This is a genomic window from Boseongicola aestuarii (assembly GCF_900184815.1).
Classification (GTDB): domain Bacteria; phylum Pseudomonadota; class Alphaproteobacteria; order Rhodobacterales; family Rhodobacteraceae; genus Boseongicola; species Boseongicola aestuarii.
On the sequence record NZ_FXXQ01000005.1, the window covers coordinates 183,234 to 202,156 of the forward strand.

Consider the following 18,923-nt stretch of genomic DNA (forward strand, 5'->3'; position numbering starts at 1 on the left):
AGAAAGGCGACAGGTCTCAGCCATACTTCTCCGGCCCGACCCACTGCGTCTCGTTGTACCGATCCCCGTGCGCCCACCCGAGAGGCAGCGCCGCCTCGATCGCCTGAACCTGCGTCTCCGACAAATCCAACTCCGCCCCCCGGATCAACTCCGCCAGATGCGGCACCGATTTGGTCCCCGGAATGGGCACCACATGGTCACCCTTCGCCCGGCACCACGCCACAGCCAAAGCCGCCGCCGGCTCCCCCATCTCGCGCGCCAAGGCCAGAAACGGCTTCACCGCCTCCAGATTCTTCGAATAATTCGGCTCCATGAAACGCGGATTGCCATTGAGGAACGGAATGCCCTCCAAGGCCTCGCGCGTGAACGGCGCATCCGTCAGAAACGACCGCCCCACCGGCGAAAACGCCACCAAGGTCACGCCTAACTCCGCACAGGTCTGCACCAGACCCATCTCACACACCCGCGTCGACAAGGAATACTCCGACTGCACAGCCGTCACCGGAAACTCAGCGTGCGCCTCGCGCAAGGAATTCGGCGCAATCTCGGAAAAGGCGATCCCCTTGACTTTGCCCTTTTCAACCAACCGCCCAAGCGAACCCGCAACCTCCTCGATCGGAATGGCCGTCTCGCGACGATGCACATAAAACAGGTCAACGTAGTCAATCCCAAGCCGCTTCAAAGACCCATCGAGCTCCGCCTCCAGGTAAGCGCCCTCGTTGTTGAACCGCCGACCCGGATCGCCCAGAATAATCCCCGCCTTGGTCGCGATCACCCAATTGTCGCGCATCCCCGGACGAGCCTTCAGCCACTCACCGCAAATCTCTTCCGAACGCCCCTCGCCATAAATATTCGCCGTGTCCAGATGCGTCACACCGGCGTCATAACAGGCGTCCAACACCTCGTTCGACTTCTCCTGTGTGGTCCCGCCATAAGCCCCGGCAAAGGACATTGCTCCCAACCCAAACTGCGTGATCTCTGGCCCGTTCACCCCAAGCGTCGTTGTCTTCATGTCCCTCGTCCCTGCAATCGCGCCTCGACCACAGCCACCGCCGCCGCCAAAGCATCATCAATATCCATCTCGGATGTATCGATCTGAACCGCATCCTCCGCCGCCCGCATCGGCGCATCCTTGCGCCCCATATCGCGCGCATCCCGTTTCAGAACCTCGTCCAGCACATCCTCGTAATCTGACGCCTGACCCGACGCGCGCAACTCCTCGAACCGCCGTCGCGCCCGCACCTCGGCACTGGCGGTGACATAAAGCTTCACCTCTGCGTCCGGGCAAATCACCGTTCCGATATCGCGCCCATCCAAAACCGCCCCACCGTCCCGACGCGCAAAATCGCGCTGAAACGCCACCAAAGCGTGTCGCACCTCAGGCACAGTCGCCACCCGAGACGCCAGCTCAGCCACGGCCTGCGTTCTCAAACCATCACGCGCCAAATCCTCAGGCCCGACAGCCCGCGCCGCCGCCTCAGGCGCCAACCCGGTTTCCAGAACCTTCCGCCCGGTCGCGCGATACAACAATCCGGTGTCCAGATGCGCAAATCCGAACCGCTCCGCCAGGCCACGCGAAATTGTGCCTTTCCCGGCAGCAGCAGGCCCATCAATCGCAACCGTAAAGCGCAAAATCCGACCAGCCCTTCTCTTGTTCAAAAAATATCCCAGGGGGTCGTGGGGGACAGCGTCCCCCACCCACCGCGACGGGCCAAAGGCCCGGCGCAAAGCCTAGACCGCGCGCTTCAGCGCGTCCACCAGATCGGTCTTCTCCCAGGAAAACCCACCATCCGCTTCCGGCGCACGCCCGAAATGCCCATAGGCCGCCGTGCGCTGATAAATCGGCTTGTTCAGCTCCAGATGCTCGCGAATACCGCGCGGGCTCAGATCCATTGTCGCGCGCACAGCCTTCTCGATCCGCTCCGGCGCAACATCACCGGTCCCGAACGTATCTGCATAAACCGACAAAGGCTTCGAAACCCCGATCGCATAAGACAACTGAATGAGACACTTCTCGGCCATGCCTGCCGCGACGACGTTCTTGGCCAGATACCGCGCCGCATAAGCCGCCGAACGGTCCACCTTCGTCGGGTCCTTCCCCGAGAAGGCACCGCCGCCATGCGGCGCCGCGCCCCCGTATGTATCGACGATGATCTTGCGCCCGGTCAGCCCCGCGTCCCCGTCAGGACCGCCAATCACAAAGACACCCGTCGGATTGACCCACCACTCGGTGGCCTCCGTCAACCAACCATCCGGCAACACTTCCCGGATATAAGGCTCCACGATCGCGCGAATGTCCTCACTCGTCTGGCTCTCGTGTGCGTGCTGCGTCGACAAAACGATCGAGGTCACCTCAACCGGCTTGCCATTCTCATAGCGCAGCGACAACTGGCTCTTCGCATCCGGGCGCAGCGTCGGCTCATCACCGGATTTGCGCGCTTCCGCCAGACGCTTCAAGATCGCGTGGGCATAGTGAATGGGTGCTGGCATCAACTCCGGCGTTTCCTTCACCGCATAGCCAAACATGATCCCCTGATCGCCCGCACCCTCGTCCTTGTTGCCCGAGGCATCCACACCCTGCGCGATATGCGCCGACTGGCGATGCAACAAATTGGTGACCTGACAGGTGGCGTGATGAAACTCGTCCTGCTCATAGCCGATATCGCGAATGCACTCGCGCGTGATCGCCTCGATCCGCCCGAGATACTCGTCCAGCCGCCCGGCATCGCTCAGACCCACCTCACCGCCGATCACCACCCGGTTCGTGGTCGCAAACGTCTCCGCCGCCACCCGCGCTTCCGGCTCCTCGGTCAAAAACGCATCCAGCACGGCGTCCGAAATGCGATCGCACACCTTATCGGGATGCCCCTCCGAGACGCTCTCGGACGTGAAGATATAGTTCTGGCGGTTCATGGATCGTGCTCCGTTATGAGATTCAGCCTGTCACGTCAGGAAGCCGTTGTGACAGTGCACCCGCGTTAAAGCCTTCACGAAGGCTTTGCAATCCCGTTGCGCCGCGCCGCGACAGTTAGCGCGCCCAGAGTTACCAAAAGGAAAACGGCCACAGGAAGATCACCACTGCGCGCATAAAGCGTGGCCCCGCGCCCCTTCGGCACCGCGACATCCACAAACCCCGCCTCGCCCAGCTCCAGAGACGACACCACCTCGCCCGTCGCATCGAATACCGCCGACACGCCCGTGTTCGCCACGCGGATCAAAGGCAAGCCCTGCTCCACGGCACGAAACCGCGCCTGATCCAAATGCTGATACGGCCCCGAGACCGTGCCGAACCACGCATCATTGGTGATCTGCAAAAGATAGTCGGGCCGCTCCAGCCCGCGCCCATGCCCTGGAAATATCGCCTCATAACAAATGAGCGGCAAAGCCCGGCCCAAAGACGTCTCGATCAACCGAACGCCCGCCCCGGGCGAAAACCCATAGCCGTCCCGCGCCGCAAATGACCTGAGGCCCACCAGCTGCGCCACCTGCCCGAACGGAATATACTCCCCGAACGGCACCAGATGCACTTTGTCATACACTTCCCCGGCCTGCCCATTGGCCCCGATGACAATCAATGCATTGTGATTGCGCCCGGCCTCGCTCCGGTTGATGCCCGTGGCCACCGGCACACCTTCCGCCGCCCCGGCAATCTGCCCCAGAACCGGCGCCGCGCGATCCAGCCGATAAGGCAAGGCCGTCTCCGGCCAGACGATCAGATCCACACCCTCTTTCGGTGCCGCCGTAAACCCAATCTGACGCTCCACAAAAAGATGCGCCCGCTCGGGATCCCACTTTTCATCCTGCGGCGCATTGGGTTGCACCAGTCGCACCGTCCCAAGATCATAACTGCTTTGAGGACTGGCCTTCAGCAAAAGCCCATACCCCTGCAACCCCGCCACGGCCAGAAACAAGACCAGAATACCCGTCCCCTGCCAAATCGGTCGCGGGCCTTGCCGTCCCCGCAGCAAAACCGGCAGAGCGGCCAGAAACAAGTTGATGAAACTCAACCCATAAGGCCCGACCAGCGACGCCAGCATCCGCATCGGCGTGTCCGCCCAAACGTAAGCCGGCAACGCCCAGGGAAACCCGGTCAACACATGCCCCCGCAGCATCTCAGCCGCCGCCAAAGCCACCACAAAGATCAAAACCCGCCCGGCCCCGATCCAACCCGCAAGCGCCCAGAACAACGCCAGCCCACCGGCCATCAATACCAACGCAAACGGCGCCATCCACCCATGTCGCGCCACATCGACCAGAAACGGCTCGACAATCCACGACAAGGACAGCGCAAAATACCCGACCCCCCCGGCCCAGGCCGCCCACGCCGCAAAAGCTCGATGCCCTTCTTTTTGGCTGTAATATCCCGGGGTCCGGGGCAGCGCCCCGGCAACACACCAAATTAGCAAAGCAAAACCGGCCAGAGACACCGGCCAAAGCCCAAACGGCGCATGCCCCAAAGCCGCCAGCACCCCCGCCAGAAACGACAGCCCCAGAAGTCTGCGCCTGCTCACGCTCTACTCGGCCGCCTTAGCTGTGCGAAATCGAACCCGAAGCCGCTTGATCCGCCGCGGATCCGCATCAACGACCTCGAAGTCAACGCCGCCCGGATGCTTCACGACCTCGCCCCGGGCAGGCACCCGACCCGCCAGCATGAAGACCAGACCGCCAAGCGTATCGATCTCTTCTTCCATCTCCGGCTCGATCAGCTTTTCTCCGATCTCCGCCTCGAAATCGTCAATCGGTGTGCGCGACTGCGCCAGATAACATCCCGGCGACTCTACGGTCCAGAAATGCCCCTCGGCGATGTCATGCTCGTCCTCGATCTCGCCGATGACCTGCTCGATCAGATCCTCGATCGTCACCAGACCGTCAACGCCACCGTATTCGTCGATCACCAACGCCATATGCATCCGATCGGTCTGCATTTTCTGCAACAGAACCCCGATCGGCATCGACGGCGGCGCATACAGCAAGGGCCGCAGCATCTTGGACAGAACGAACCGCTCTCCCTTGCCGTTGAAGCCGTGCTTCAACGCAAAGTCCTTCAGATGAACCATGCCCACCGGCGTGTCCAATGTTCCCTTGAATACCGGCAAACGCGTCAGTCCGCTTTCAGCGAAGACCGCAACCAGATCGTCTTTCGCAATGTCGTTCGAGACGGCGATGACCTCGACCTTCGGGATCATCACATCCTCGACGCGCAAGCGTGTCAGGTTCGCAAGTCCGCCGGTAAAAGACGCGCCCCCTTCGACCAACCGAGGTCGGCGCGAGTCATCTCCTGCCTCGTCCGAGCCGCTCAGCGCATCAATAATGCGTCCGAAAAAGCCCCTCGAACTCTCATCCTCGTCACCCTCATGCGCGCTTTGCGCCGCACCAGAGGACCCTTCGCCCTGTTCGCCCATCAATCCTTTCCATCACCCCCGGAACCGTTCCCCGAATAGGGGTCCGCAATTCCAAGTGCCTCAAGTATCGCGATTTCGGTGGCTTCCATCAAGTCACCATCACCATCTCTCACATGATCGTAGCCCAAAATATGCAACGTTCCGTGAACGACCAGATGGGTGATATGGGCATCAAACGCAAGACCGCCCGCTGCGGCTTCTTCGACGCAGGTTTCAAAGGCCAGTGCAAGGTCGCCCAACTCCGGATCGCCAACCGGCAAATCCGGCCGCATCCCCTCTGCCAAAGCACCACGCTCCGCCGAAGGCCAGGACAACACATTGGTCGCAGCCGCCTTGCCGCGAAACCCCTCGTTCAAAGTCGAAATACGTGCATCATCCGCTGCCAGAACCGCAATCTCCCACGCTTCCGGCTCCAATCCCACATGCCGCAAAGTCGCCCCAACCGCACGCTCGGCCAACGCCTCAAGCCCCGCCGTCCCCCAGCGGTCGTCCTCAATGATTACATCCACGCTCATGCCGCGCCTTCTGCCAATAATCCTGACGTAGCGCCAGAGGGGCTCTGCCCCTCGCGCTGAACGCGCTCAACCCGGGATTTTTCAGTCGCAAAGAAAGGGCAATTTGTCTTAGATTATCGCTTCTTTTTGGCTGAAATATCCCCGCCGGAGGCACCCGTCCTATCTGATCCGCGCTTCCGTCTCGGCGTTGAAAGCATAAATCCGCCGCATCTCGAAACTCAGACTCACCGTATCGCCGATGCTGGAACGCGTGTCCCCGCGCTCTTCGATGATCAGCTTTTCGCCCGTTTTCGCCGTCAGATAGGCATAGCTGACTCCGCCCAGCGCCTCGGTCAGTTCGACAGTGAAGGCATCGCCGGAACTGTCGATCGCCGCATGTTCGGGGCGCAAACCGACGATCACATCCGTCCCCTCGGATGGCAATGTGATGTCAGGATTCACAGTCATCTCCAGCGCGGGAACCTCGATCACACCGCCCTTGACCGTGCCTTTCATGAAATTCATCGCAGGCGAACCAATAAAGCCTGCAACGAATTTGTTGTCGGGATCACGATACAAATCCAAAGGTGCTCCGACCTGCTCGATAACGCCCAGACGCAACACCACGATCTTGTCGGCCAGGGTCATCGCCTCAACCTGATCGTGTGTAACGTAAATCATCGTCGCACCGATTTCCTTGTGCAGACGCGCAATTTCGACACGCATTTCGACGCGCAATTCCGCATCGAGATTCGACAGGGGTTCGTCGAAAAGGAAGACTTCCGGCCCCCGTACAATCGCACGTCCGATCGCCACACGCTGGCGCTGACCGCCCGACAAGGCCGCCGGTTTGCGATCCAGATAAGGATCAAGCTTCAGAATGCGGCTCGCTTCCGACACTTTCTCTTTGATCTCGGCCGCCGGGTGACCGTTCATCTTCAGGCCAAACCCCATGTTTTCGCCGACCGTCATATGCGGATAAAGCGCATAGGTCTGGAACACCATCGCCACACCGCGTTCGCTTGGATCAAGCCGCGTCACATCCCGCGCGCCGATGTTGATCTGGCCACCCGTGGTCTCTTCCAGCCCCGCAACCATGCGCAATAGTGTCGACTTGCCGCAACCCGACGGCCCGACGAAGACACAGAACTCGCCGTCCTCGATCTCAAGATCCACACCGTGGATCACCTGAACATCACCGTACCGTTTGATCACTTCATTAAGCGTTACGCCTGACATCAGTTGGTCTCCACTTGTCTGTTGGATGAATGTTGGTCCGGAAAACCCCAGTCCCGCGATACCTGCGCGATGGACCGGGCCGCTTGCTGAATGCGGGAGACGCGCTTTTCAAGGCCCGCCAGAGAATTACGCTCGGTTGTCGAGGTCACCGAAAGCGCGCCCAGCGCACGCCCGCCAGCCGTCAGGATCGGCACGGCGACGCAGATGATGCCCGGCTCATGCTCTTCGCGGTCAAATCCGTACCCGATCTGGCGGATCGCACGCAACTCGGCTTTCAGCGCTTCTGCATCCGTCAAAGTATGCTCGGTAAACCGGTGGAAGCTCTGCTGTTCCAGTATGGGTGCCAAGACCGCCTCGTCCAGATAGGCCAGCATCACCTTGCCAACGCCGGTGCAATAGGCAGGACCGACCTTGCCCGCCGAGGAATACATCTCGACCGGCCGACTTGCATTGCGCTTGTCGACATAAAGCACCTGTGCATGATCGAGTTGCGCCAGATGCACCGTCTCGCCCACCTCTTCGGCTAAAGCATCCAGATGCGGGCGCGCCATCGGCGCCAAAGACGACTGCCGCCAGGCCACATGCGCCAGCCGCACCAGACGGATACCCATCGCATAGGTCTGCCGCTCGGAGTCGTACGACAACATGCCCTGATTGGTCAGCGTCTGAACAAAACGGTAAAGCGTGGCCTTCGGATACGGAGAGTCCTCCAGCAATTCGGTAAACCGCACGGGACGACCGAACGCGGCAACGCGATCCAGCACTTCCAGTGCTTTTCCGACGGTTCCGTCCCCGGCCGAACGATCAGCCATGCTATCCTCCCTTGCCGCGCGCTGTAATTCAGCGTCTCCTTCTGCGGCCTGTTGACAACCCTTACCGATTCCGTGTTAAGATTTCAATATGCAAAACCGAGTTTCAAATAATGGAACTCAAATTATAATGGAACTCTCAGGGAGGAAACCAATGCGTTCCATGTTCAAGGCGTCCGTCGCGGCGCTCGGCCTCACTGCCATCACGGCAGGCGGGGCAATCGCAGACGGCCACGGCCTGTCTGGCGACCTTAAAATCTTCCTCGACACATCGAACCCGGCGCCCCGTGCGACCATGGAAGCGATGATCGCGGATTTCGCTGAAATTCACCCGAATCTCAACATCGAGACGACCGTGATTGACCGCGAAGCGTACAAGACGCAAATCCGGAACTTCCTGACCGCTGACGCACCAGACGTCGCGACATGGTATGCTGCGAACCGGATGCGCCCTTACGTAGAAGCTGGCCTGTTCGAAGACGTATCGGACCTCTGGGCCGAACCGGAAATCGCCGAAAATCTGGCCTCGACCAAAGGCGCGATGACCATCGACGACAAACAGTGGGGCGTGCCGTATACGTACTACCAGTGGGGTGTCTACTATCGCAAAGACATCTACGAAGAGCTGGGCCTGTCCGAGCCGTCCAACTGGGACGAGTTCAAGGCAAACTGCCAGGCCATCGTCGACTCGGGTCGCTCGTGCTTCACCATCGGCTCCAAATTCCTTTGGACGGCTGGCGGCTGGTTCGACTACCTGAACCTGCGCACCAACGGCTTTGACTTCCACATGGACATGGCCGCAGGCGATGTCGAATGGACCGATGACCGCGTGCGTCAGACCTTCGCCAACTGGCGCGAGCTGATCGATATGGGTGCCTTCGTCGAAAACCACCAGAACTACTCGTGGCAGGAAGCCCTGCCCTTCATGGTCAACGGCGAAAGCGCCGGCTACCTGATGGGTAACTTCGCCGTAGCACCGCTGCGCGAAGCAGGCCTTACCGACGACCAACTGGACTTCTACCAGTTCCCGGCGATCAACCCGGACGTTGCACTGGCGGAAGATGCGCCAACCGACACTTTCCACATACCGTCGGGTGCCACCAACAAGGAAGCCGCACGTGAATTCCTGCGCTTCGTTGTTTCGTCAAACGTTCAGACCGAAATCAACAACGGTCAGAACCTAGGCCAGCTTCCGGTGAACGCAGCTTCGGCTGTGGACAACGACAAGTTCCTGAACGAAGGCTTCGCGATGCTCTCGACCAACAGCCCGGGCGGTGTTGCGCAGTTCTTCGACCGCGACTTCCCGGCTGAAATGGCCGCCGAAGCGATGCAGGGTTTCCAGGAATTCATGGTGTTCCCTGATAATCTGGACGACATCCTGAACCGCCTCGAAAGCGTGCGTCAGCGCGTCTATCAGTAAAGACTTCGGCCGGGCGACCTCTGGGTTGCCCGGCCACCCCCACCGCCCCACGCGACCCATCCGCAAATCCCCCGAAAAGGGCTTTCCGCATGTGCCGCCCGAGCGAAGGGAACCATCCATGACATTAGCTCCGCAAACCGAAATCGACCGTCAGGGCCGAGGCTGGTACAAGCGCAACGAGATCGCCGTCACCCCTTGGCTGTTCCTCGCGCCGGCAATCCTGTTCTTCGCGGTCTACGTCATCATTCCGATCTTCCAGTCGATCAACCTGTCCTTCTACAACTGGGACGGCCTGGGCGAGAAAACCTGGGTCGGCCTTGATAACTACGTCCAACTGGCCGACGACCCCGCCTTTGAAGTCTCGCTCTGGAACAACGTGAAATGGCTGGTGTTCTACCTTCTCGCCATCCCGGCAGGCCTCTTCATCGCACTGTTCCTGAACCAGACCGTGACCGGCATCCGCCTCTACAAGTCCCTGTTTTTCTTTCCCTTCGTGATCTCACAAGTCGTCGTCGGCCTGGTGTTCTCATGGTTCTACCTGCCCAACGAAGGCCTTCTGAACGGTATCCTCGGCCTCGTTGGCCTTGGCCCCATCAACGTCCTCGGAGACCCGACACTTGCCACCTACGGCATCATCGCCGCAGGCCTCTGGCCGCAGACCGCCTATTGCATGATCCTCTACCTTACAGGCCTCAACGCCGTTGACCCCGAACAGGTCGAAGCCGCCCGCCTTGATGGCGCAAAGGGCTGGAAGATGCTCTGGTATGTGATCGTTCCCCAACTGAAGCCCGCGACCTTCATCGCCTTCGTCGTGACGATCATCGGCGCTCTGCGCTCGTTCGATCTTATCTCGATCATGACCAACGGCGGCCCCTTCGGCCAGACCCGCGTGCTGTCGTTCTATATGTTCGAAAAAGCTCTCGCCGAATTCGGCTTCCGCATGGGCTACGGCGCGGCCATCGCGGTCGTTTTGTTCCTCATCATGCTTGTCTTCATCGCCTACTTCCTGTGGTCCATGTGGCAAGAGGAGCGCGCGCGATGACTTTCCGCGCCACAGCAAACGCACTCTGCAAAGCGATGCCGGGCGCGGAATGGTCCGAACCCTTCGGCCCCGGCGACGATGTCTGGAAAGTCGGCAGCAAGATGTTCGCCCTCATGGGCAGCAACGACAAAGGCATCTCGGTGAAATGCCCCGACCTTGAAACAGCGACCATGCTGAAAGACGCAGGCGTCGGCACCAAGGCGCCATACATGCACGCAAGCTGGATCCACCTGCCCAACACAACCACAAAAGACGAGTTGAAACACCGGATCGCCGTCAGCTACGACACCATCCGCTCGGGCCTCACCAAAAAAGCCCAAAGCACCCTGCCCACCCGCGAGGAGGCCATCTGATGTTCCCTACCCCAATCCAGAAACGCCCCGTCGCAAATCAGATCGCCTACAAAACCTTCCTGCCGATCGCGCTGATCGTCTGGCTATTGCCACTGATCGCCGTCGCCGTGTTCTCGATCAAACCCGACACCGACTTCACCCAAGGCAACTACTGGGGCATGCCCGGCTCATTCGAGGGCTTCACCAACTACGGCATGGTGTTCTTCAACTCCGACATGCCGCGCTACATGCTGAACTCGTTCCTGATCACCATCCCGACAGTGATCGGTGCCGTCGCCCTTTCGGCAATGGCCGGCTTCGCCCTTGGCATCTACAACTTCAAATCGAACATCTGGATCTTCTTCATGTTCGTCGCGGGTAACTTCGTGCCGTTTCAGATCCTCATGGTGCCCGTGCGCGACCTCACCCTCGACATGGGGCTCTACAACACGAAAACCGGCCTCGTCCTGTTCCACATCGCCTTTCAGACCGGGTTCTGCACCCTTTTCATGCGAAACTTCATCCGCCAACTGCCCTTCCCGCTGATCGAAGCGGCCCGCGTCGAAGGTATCGCGGAATGGCGTATCTTCTGGTACGTCGTCCTGCCGCTGATGAAACCCGCCCTCGCGGCCCTCGCTGTGCTGATCTTCACCTTCATCTGGAACGACTACTTCTGGGCCGTGGTGCTGACGCAAGGCCCCGAAAGCCAGCCTGTCACCGCCGGTATCACATCGTTCAACGCGCAATTCCGCGCCGCCTATCATCTGATGAGCGCGGGCTCTATTGTCGCTGCCCTGCCCCCCGTGCTGATGTTCTTCCTCATGCAAAAGCACTTCATCGCAGGCCTGACACTTGGTGCCGTGAAATAATGCAAACCTGGAGACTGGACGACGACCGGCAGACACTTGTCCTGGCCGCCCGTCGCGCGCGCTTGCCGGAAGTTATCTACTGGGGCGCGCCGCTGCCAAGCAACGAAACCCTCGAAACGCTGGCCGAGGCCCATCGCCTCGACGTGACCGGCGGCATGCTCGACGAGAACCCCGATCTTTCAATCTGCCCGGAAGCCGTGCGCACCTTTCCGGGTCAGCCGGGCCTGATCCTGCGCAGCCACGACGGCACACCACTTTTGCCGAAATTCTGCTACGCCAGCGAGGAAACCACCGAACAGTCCCTCGCGCTCACCTACGCCGATGCCGACAACGGACTGACCTATACCGCGAAAATCGCGCTGGACCCTGAAACCCACGTCCTGACACTGACATCCGAGATCAACGCCGCCACCCCCGTCCACCTTCACTGGCTGTCGGCCCCGGTCCTGCCCGCGCCGCAAAACAGTGCCGAGATGATCGACGTCTCCGGGCGCTGGTGCGGCGAATTCCAACTGAACAAGACCGCATGGTCTCCGGGCATCCGCTACCGTGAAAACCGCACCGGGCGCACAGGCCACGAACATTTCCCCGCGCTCATCGTGCTGGGCGCAGGCGCGACCAACACGCAAGGCGAAGCATGGGGCTTTCACTACGGCTGGTCCGGCGGTCACCGCATGGTCGCCGAGGAACTCCCCGACGGCCGCCGCCAAATTCAGTTCGGCCATGCCGCCCGCATGGAACCGGCACCCCAAACCCACTTCAAGACCGCTCCCCTTTACGCGGTCTATTCCTCCGACGGTCTCAATGGAGTCGCCGTCAGCTACCAGCGTCAGGTCCGGGACCGCATCGTCACCTGGCCCCACGCTGACCGCCCACGCCCGGTGCACTACAACTGCTGGGAAGCAGTCTATTTCGACCACAAACTCGACGTGTTGAAAGACATCGCCGACCGCGCCGCCAAGCTTGGAGCAGAACGCTTCGTCCTCGACGACGGCTGGTTCGGCAACCGCGACGACGACACGCAATCCCTGTCGGACTGGGAAGTCGACCCCCGGAAATACCCCGAGGGCCTGCACCCGCTCATTGACCACATCCACAGCCTCGATATGGCTTTTGGCATCTGGTTCGAACCGGAAATGATCAACCCGAACTCGAACCTGTTCCGCGCCCACCCCGACTGGGCCGCCGGGTCCGAGGATCAAATCCTCGGTCGCCAGCAAATGGCCCTCGACATGTCCCGCGACGACGTACGCGACTTCATCTACAACCGCATGAACGCTATCCTTACCGAATACCCGATCGACTACATCAAATGGGACCACAACCGCGTGTTGCCCATGCCCGACGCGTCGCAAACCCGGGGCTCCTACGCGCTTATCGATCGTCTGCGCGCCGACTTCCCGGACGTCGAAATTGAAAGCTGCGCATCTGGTGGCGCGCGCATCGACTTCGGCATCCTCCAGCGCACCCAACGCGTCTGGCTTTCCGATTCAAACGACGCACTCGAGCGCCTCCAGATGCAGCACAACGCCGCGCTTTTCCTGCCTGCCGCCATTACCGGCAGCCACGTCGGCCCCCGCATCTGCCACACCTCGGGCCGCCACCTTGACATCCGTTTTCGCGCATGGGTCGCGGCCCAGCGTCACATGGGCTTCGAGATGGACCCCCGCGAACTCACGGCCGACGAAGTCTCCGTTCTGACCGAAGTCACCGCATGGTGGAAACACAACCGCCACTGGATGACGACCGCCGACATCCTGCGCCTCGACAGCTCGGACCCCGCCGTCATCGCCGAACAACAAGCCGCCCGCGACGGCACGCGTTTCGTGGTCTTCGCCGGCAAAGCGACAACCTCCACCCAGATCGTCCCCCGCCCCCTGCGCCTCACCCGCCTGGATCGGGACGCGCTTTACAAAGTCACCCTCATCAACCGCACGTCCGCCTCCACCCTTTCACGCGGCACCCCGGCCCTCAAAGAAGGCGCAGTCACCCTGTCCGGCCAGTACCTCATGAGCCATGGCCTCACCCTCCCCTGGTCCTTCCCCGAAACCATGTGGGTTGTCGAAGGAGAACGCCTTTAATGCTTCACCCTTTTCAAAATACCACCGCCGGAGGCTAATAATCTCTTACGCCCCGCACCAACGCACCAACGTAACACCGACGCTCCACAGACAAGGCATTCACCATGACCGACGCCATCTTCCCTGACCTGAAAAACGCATCCGTCTTCATCACCGGCGGCGGCTCCGGCATCGGCGCGAACCTCACCGAAGGTTTCCTCCGCCAGGGTTCGAAGGTCGCTTTCGTCGGCCGCTCCGACGCTTCCGCCTTTGTCGACGAAATGGAAGCAAAAACCGGCAACCGCCCGCTGTTCCTGCAATGCGACATCACCAAAACAGACCTTCTGAAACAACGCGTTGCCGAGGCAACCGAGGCCCACGGCCCCATAACCACCCTCGTCAACAACGCCGCCAACGACGAACGCCACAATACCCTCGACGTCACCGAGGACTTCTGGGACTGGATGATGGCGATCAACCTCAAAGCCTACTTCTTTGCCGGTCAGGCCGTGATCCCCGGCATGCGAAAAGCCGGACACGGCTCGATTATCAATTTCAGTTCAATCAGTTACATGATGGGTATGGGCGACTACCCCGCCTATACCTCGGCCAATTCCGGCATCAACGGCCTTACCCGCTCCATGGCCCGCGAGTTCGGCCCCGATAATATCCGTTGCAACGCTATTGCACCCGGCTGGGTCCTGACCGACAAACAGATGGACAAATGGGCAACCCCGGAAGGCCTCGCCAAACACATGGAACGTATGTGTCTGAAAGAACACTTGAAACCCGACGACATTGTCGGCCCGGTGCTGTTCATGGCTTCCAAAACCAGCAGCGCCATGACAGGTCAAGCCATGGTCGTTGATGGTGGCGTGGTCGTCACCGGGTAATGTCAGGCCGCACCACATACGCCGACTGGATCGCCGTCGACTGGGGCACGTCGAACCTGCGCGCATGGGCGATGCGCGACAATCAGGCCATCGCCGAGGCCACATCCGACAAGGGCATGGGATCGCTCACGAAGCCCGAGTTCGAACCCGCCCTCCTTGCCCTCATCAACCCCTGGCTTGGCACTGCCAAAACCCCCGTCTTCGCCTGCGGCATGGTCGGCGCGCGTCAGGGCTGGGTCGAAGCCCCCTATGGCACCGTCCCTTGCAAACCCCACGGTCAACCCTTCGCCAAACCCCAAACCGCAGATCCCCGCATCAACGTCCACGTCATCCCCGGACTGAAACAGACCGACACCCCCGACGTCATGCGCGGCGAAGAAACCCAGATCGCAGGCCTCCTAGCGGCCATGCCCAACTTCGACGGCGTCGCCTGTCTGCCCGGCACCCACACCAAATGGGTCCACATTTCGGCGGGCGAAGTCGTCTCCTTCCGCACCTTCATGACCGGGGAACTCTTTGGTCTCATTGCGAAAACCTCTGTCCTGCGCCACTCTGTCGGCGCGGGCTGGCACGACGAGGCCTTCGCCACAGCCGTCACCGACACCTTGTCGCGCCCCGAAGCCATGGCCGCCAATCTCTTCGCCATCCGCGCCGACCAACTCCTGAACGCCACGGATCCCGGCCGCGCCAAAGCCCGCCTCTCGGGCCTCCTTATCGGCGCCGAACTCGCCGCCGCGCGCCCCTACTGGCTCGGGCAGAACATCGTCCTGATCGGCGATCCGACCCTCTCGGAACACTACGCCACAGCCCTCCAGACCCAAGGCGCGCCAAGCCACATCGCCGACGCCAAAGAAACCACGCTTGCAGGCCTCAGCGCCGCTCGCGCCCTGACACAGGAACCAGCCGAATGAGCCGCCCCCTGATCGCCATCCTGCGCGGCATCGACCGCCGCGAAGCCGCAGACGTCGCCGCCGCCCTCATCGACGCCGGCATCGACCGCATCGAAGTCCCCCTGAACTCGCCCGACCCCTTCGAAAGCATCGCCCGAATGGCGCAGGCCCACGGCAAACACGCTCTGATCGGCGCCGGCACGGTGCTGACCGCTAAACATGTCAAACGGGTCCGCAAGGCAGGCGGCAAACTCGTCGTCTCCCCCAACGTCGACAAATCCGTCGTTAAAGAAACCAAAGCCCTGGGAATGCACTCCTTTCCGGGCGTGCTCACGCCAACCGAATGCTTCAACGCCCTGAAATGGGGCGCGGATGGACTCAAGGTCTTCCCCGCCTTCCAGATGGGGCAAGACGGCCTCAAAGCCCTGCGCGCCGTCCTGCCTTCCGAAACCCAAGTCTACATGGTCGGCGGCGTCGGCCCCGAAAACTTCGCCAACTGGCTGAAAGCCGGCGCAAACGGCTTCGGCCTCGGCTCCTTCCTCTACAAACCGGGTGACCCCGTCGCAGACATCGCCGCCAAGGCCCGCGACACCGTCGCCGCATGGGACGAGATTACCGCATGAACATCTACGACGACACCATCTGCTCACTCGGCGAAGGCCCGCTATGGCACCCATTGCGCGGCCAACTCTACTGGTTCGACATCCACGGCCAGAAACTCCACACCCGAGAAGACGGCAAAACCCGCACGTGGAGCTTTGACGAAGACGTCTCCGCCGCAGGCTGGGTCGACGACACCCACCTCCTCGCCGCCTCTGAAACCCGCCTCTTCCGCTTCAACGTCGAAACCGGAGCCCAGGAAGACATCGTTCCGCTTGAAGCCGACAACCCCGAAACCCGCTCCAACGACGGGCGCGCCGACCCCTATGGCGGCTTCTGGATCGGCACCATGGCGAAACACGAACGCACCCCCGCAGGCACGATCTATCGTTACTACAAAGGCGAAATACGCCCCCTCTTCGACCAGATCACCATCCCAAACGCCATCTGCTTCACGCCCGACAAATCCCAGGCCTACTATTGCGACACCATCGACAACCTGATGAAACGCGTCTCCCTCGACGCCGAGGGCTGGCCCACAGGCGAGCCTGAGGTTTGGCTCGACCTCTCTGGCAAACCCTTCGGCGCAGACGGCGCGGTCATCGACGCAGATGGCAACATCTGGAACGCCCAGTGGAACGGCTGGCGCATCGCCAAGTATGCCCCCGACGGCACCTTCCTCGATGAGGTCAAGATCAACGCCGCCCACACCTCCTGCCCCGCCTTCGGAGGAGCCGACCTCACAACGCTCTTCTGCACCACCGCCGGGGGTCGCGTGACGGAGGCAGACCGCGCCAAATCAGGCGACCACGGCAAAGTTTTTTCGATGGAAACCACCACCAAAGGCCAGGCCGAACACCAAGTCCTCCTATGACCTCCTATTATTGGCCCATAAATATCCCGGGTGGGTCCGGGAGGGCAGCGCCCTCCCGGCGGATCGCCTCGGGAGAGGCGACAAAAGAATGAACCCCACCCTAGGCGTCTGCTACTACCCCGAACACTGGCCAGAAGAGATCTGGGCAACCGATGCCGCACGCATGGTCGACACCGGCCTCACGTGGGTGCGCATCGGCGAATTCGCTTGGACCCGCATGGAGCCCAAACCGGGTCAACTTGACCTCGCATGGCTCGACCGCGCCATCGACACACTTGGAAACGCTGGCCTCAAAGTCGTCCTCGGCACACCCACCGCCACCCCGCCCCGCTGGATGATCGACAAACATCCCGACATGCTGGCCCGCGACGTCTCAGGCCAGATCCGCAAATTCGGCTCCCGCCGCCACTACTGCTTCAGCCATGAAGGCTACCGCGCCGAGAGCGCCCGCATCGCCCGCATTCTTGGCGAACGCTACGGCCGCCACGAACACGTCCACGCCTGGCAGATCGACAACGAATACGCCTGCCACAATACCACCCTCAGCTATTCCGAAGCCGCTCTATCGGGCTTTCGCAACTGGCTCGCCCAGAAATACCAAAGCACCGACGCCCTGAACCGCGCATGGGGCAATGTCTTCTGGTCCATGGACTACGACGACTTCGACCAGATCGACCTGCCAAACCTCACCACCACCGAACCGAACCCCGCCCACGTCCTTGATTTCAAACGCTATTCTTCCGATCAGGTCATCGCCTTCAACAAGGTCCAGACCGACACGCTCCGCCCCCTTACTGACAAACCCCTGATCCACAACTACATGGGCCGCGAGCTGACATTCGACCATTTCAAACTCGGAGCAGACCTCGATATCGCCAGCTGGGACAGCTACCCCATCGGCTTCCTCTCTGATCGGCTCGAGGCCGACGAAGCCGACAAGACCAGCTACCTGCGCCAAGGCGATCCCGACAATCAGGCTCTCCACCACGACCTCTACCGCGCCGTCGGCCGCGGGCGCTGGTGGATCATGGAACAACAACCTGGTCCCGTGAACTGGGCGCCCTGGAACCCCGCACCGCTCCCCGGAATGGCCCGCCTTTGGGCCTGGGAGGCCATCGCCCACGGAGCAGAAGCCGTCTGCTATTTCCGCTGGCGCCAGGCCCCCTTCGCTCAGGAACAAAACCATGCCGGCCTCCTGCGCCCCGACAGCGTCGCAGCCCCGGCCCTCGCCGAAGCCGCACAAGTTGCGCGCGAAATCAAAGATTTTGGCGAGGTCATCCCCGCCCAAGGGCACGTCGCCTTCCTTTTCGATTATGAGGCTGACTGGGTCTTCGGTACCCAACCCCAAGGTGCGGACTTCAGCTATTTCCGCCTTGTCCTCGACGCCTATCGCGCCCTGCGCCGCGCGGGCCTGTCCATCGATATCCTGCCCAAAGACGCCGATCTGGCCGGCTACAAACTCGTCGTCGCCCCCGGCCTCGCCATCATGGATGACACCCTGAAAACCCGCCTCGCAGAACACGATGGCCACGTCATCGTCGGGCCCCGTTCGGGATCAAAAGACCAAGACGGTGCCATCCCCGTCCCGCTTCCGCCAAATCTGCCCGGCCTCGACGCAACGGTGACCTTCGTCGAAAGCATCCCCCCCGGCGCGCAGGACCTGCTCGAAGACGCTGGCAGTTTCGTCCACTGGTCCGAACGCCTCGAAGGCACCGCAAACGTCACGCTCAAAACCAAAAACGACCACCCCGCCCTCGTCACTTCGGGCACCCTGCACTACCTCGCCGGCTGGCCCGACCGCGCCGCATGGGACCACATCCTGAAACTCATAGCGCCCGCAGCGGGCCTTTATCTCGAAGTCCTCCCACCCGGCCTGCGTGTGCGCGATACCGCCACACATCGCTTCGCCTTCAACTATGGCGCAGCCCCTGTGCACTGGCGAGGCATTGTCATTCCCCCGGCAGGACTACACTGGGTCGACATTTAGTTTAACGTTAAA

At 61.2% G+C, this 18,923-nt stretch carries 18 protein-coding genes and 1 riboswitch; of the genes, 10 read left to right on the forward strand and 8 right to left on the reverse strand.

Features of this window, described 5'->3' with window-relative positions; all coding sequences use genetic code 11:
- Nucleotides 1-16: 16 nt before the first annotated feature.
- The 8 genes from BOA8489_RS09325 to BOA8489_RS09360 form a co-directional block, all read right to left on the reverse strand.
- A complete protein-coding gene (locus tag BOA8489_RS09325) occupies nt 17-1,012 on the reverse strand; it encodes an aldo/keto reductase (RefSeq protein WP_093973750.1) in 996 nt (331 codons plus the stop codon).
- Nucleotides 1,009-1,632 carry a (d)CMP kinase gene (locus BOA8489_RS09330; protein WP_093973751.1) on the reverse strand — a complete coding sequence of 208 codons (624 nt, stop codon included), beginning with the start codon at nt 1,630-1,632 and terminating at the stop codon, nt 1,009-1,011. Before BOA8489_RS09330 ends, BOA8489_RS09325 begins: the two co-directional genes overlap by 4 nt.
- Nucleotides 1,633-1,731: 99 nt before the next feature.
- Nucleotides 1,732-2,913 (reverse strand): methionine adenosyltransferase, encoded by a 1,182-nt coding sequence (gene metK, locus BOA8489_RS09335; RefSeq protein ID WP_093973752.1) that lies wholly within the window; start codon nt 2,911-2,913, stop codon nt 1,732-1,734.
- Between the two features lie 6 nt (nt 2,914-2,919).
- Nucleotides 2,920-2,971: riboswitch (SAM-SAH riboswitch) on the reverse strand.
- 16 nt (nt 2,972-2,987) lie between these two features.
- The gene (lnt, locus tag BOA8489_RS09340; RefSeq protein ID WP_093973753.1) at nt 2,988-4,511 is read right to left on the reverse strand and encodes an apolipoprotein N-acyltransferase; all 1,524 of its coding nucleotides are present in this window, start codon (nt 4,509-4,511) and stop codon (nt 2,988-2,990) included.
- Between the two features lie 3 nt (nt 4,512-4,514).
- Entirely contained in the window at nt 4,515-5,402 is an 888-nt protein-coding gene (locus BOA8489_RS09345) for a transporter associated domain-containing protein (protein ID WP_093973754.1), read from the reverse strand.
- A complete protein-coding gene (ybeY, locus tag BOA8489_RS09350) occupies nt 5,402-5,917 on the reverse strand; it encodes an rRNA maturation RNase YbeY (protein ID WP_093973755.1) in 516 nt (171 codons plus the stop codon). The genes BOA8489_RS09345 and ybeY overlap by 1 nt, the downstream gene beginning before the upstream one ends.
- Before the next feature lie 159 nt (nt 5,918-6,076).
- The gene (locus BOA8489_RS09355) at nt 6,077-7,135 is read right to left on the reverse strand and encodes an ABC transporter ATP-binding protein (RefSeq protein WP_093973756.1); all 1,059 of its coding nucleotides are present in this window, start codon (nt 7,133-7,135) and stop codon (nt 6,077-6,079) included.
- Nucleotides 7,135-7,947 carry an IclR family transcriptional regulator gene (locus BOA8489_RS09360; protein ID WP_093973757.1) on the reverse strand — a complete coding sequence of 271 codons (813 nt, stop codon included), beginning with the start codon at nt 7,945-7,947 and terminating at the stop codon, nt 7,135-7,137. The genes BOA8489_RS09355 and BOA8489_RS09360 overlap by 1 nt, the downstream gene beginning before the upstream one ends.
- A 151-nt stretch (nt 7,948-8,098) precedes the next feature.
- On the opposite strand from BOA8489_RS09360, the gene BOA8489_RS09365 reads away from it, so the two are divergent.
- From BOA8489_RS09365 to BOA8489_RS09410, 10 genes are all read left to right on the forward strand, one after another.
- Complete coding sequence (locus tag BOA8489_RS09365) at nt 8,099-9,364, forward strand: ABC transporter substrate-binding protein (protein ID WP_093973758.1); 1,266 nt, start codon at nt 8,099-8,101, stop codon at nt 9,362-9,364.
- A gap of 118 nt (nt 9,365-9,482) precedes the next feature.
- Nucleotides 9,483-10,406: a carbohydrate ABC transporter permease gene (locus tag BOA8489_RS09370; RefSeq protein WP_093973759.1), complete on the forward strand. Its 924-nt coding sequence runs from the start codon at nt 9,483-9,485 to the stop codon at nt 10,404-10,406.
- Nucleotides 10,403-10,759 carry an MmcQ/YjbR family DNA-binding protein gene (locus BOA8489_RS09375; protein ID WP_093973760.1) on the forward strand — a complete coding sequence of 119 codons (357 nt, stop codon included), beginning with the start codon at nt 10,403-10,405 and terminating at the stop codon, nt 10,757-10,759. Before BOA8489_RS09370 ends, BOA8489_RS09375 begins: the two co-directional genes overlap by 4 nt.
- The gene (locus tag BOA8489_RS09380; protein WP_093973761.1) at nt 10,759-11,607 is read left to right on the forward strand and encodes a carbohydrate ABC transporter permease; all 849 of its coding nucleotides are present in this window, start codon (nt 10,759-10,761) and stop codon (nt 11,605-11,607) included. Before BOA8489_RS09375 ends, BOA8489_RS09380 begins: the two co-directional genes overlap by 1 nt.
- Complete coding sequence (locus BOA8489_RS09385; protein ID WP_176440256.1) at nt 11,607-13,688, forward strand: alpha-galactosidase; 2,082 nt, start codon at nt 11,607-11,609, stop codon at nt 13,686-13,688. The genes BOA8489_RS09380 and BOA8489_RS09385 overlap by 1 nt, the downstream gene beginning before the upstream one ends.
- Nucleotides 13,689-13,792: 104 nt before the next feature.
- Nucleotides 13,793-14,560 carry an SDR family NAD(P)-dependent oxidoreductase gene (locus tag BOA8489_RS09390; protein ID WP_093973762.1) on the forward strand — a complete coding sequence of 256 codons (768 nt, stop codon included), beginning with the start codon at nt 13,793-13,795 and terminating at the stop codon, nt 14,558-14,560.
- Nucleotides 14,560-15,471 (forward strand): 2-dehydro-3-deoxygalactonokinase, encoded by a 912-nt coding sequence (locus BOA8489_RS09395; RefSeq protein WP_093973763.1) that lies wholly within the window; start codon nt 14,560-14,562, stop codon nt 15,469-15,471. The genes BOA8489_RS09390 and BOA8489_RS09395 overlap by 1 nt, the downstream gene beginning before the upstream one ends.
- Nucleotides 15,468-16,073, forward strand: coding sequence for a 2-dehydro-3-deoxy-6-phosphogalactonate aldolase (locus BOA8489_RS09400; protein WP_093973764.1), 606 nt, complete (start codon nt 15,468-15,470; stop codon nt 16,071-16,073). Before BOA8489_RS09395 ends, BOA8489_RS09400 begins: the two co-directional genes overlap by 4 nt.
- On the forward strand, nt 16,070-16,924 hold the full coding sequence (locus tag BOA8489_RS09405; protein WP_093973765.1) for an SMP-30/gluconolactonase/LRE family protein: 855 nt from the start codon (nt 16,070-16,072) through the stop codon (nt 16,922-16,924). The genes BOA8489_RS09400 and BOA8489_RS09405 overlap by 4 nt, the downstream gene beginning before the upstream one ends.
- An 88-nt stretch (nt 16,925-17,012) precedes the next feature.
- Nucleotides 17,013-18,911: a beta-galactosidase gene (locus BOA8489_RS09410; RefSeq protein WP_093973766.1), complete on the forward strand. Its 1,899-nt coding sequence runs from the start codon at nt 17,013-17,015 to the stop codon at nt 18,909-18,911.
- Nucleotides 18,912-18,923: the final 12 nt, after the last annotated feature.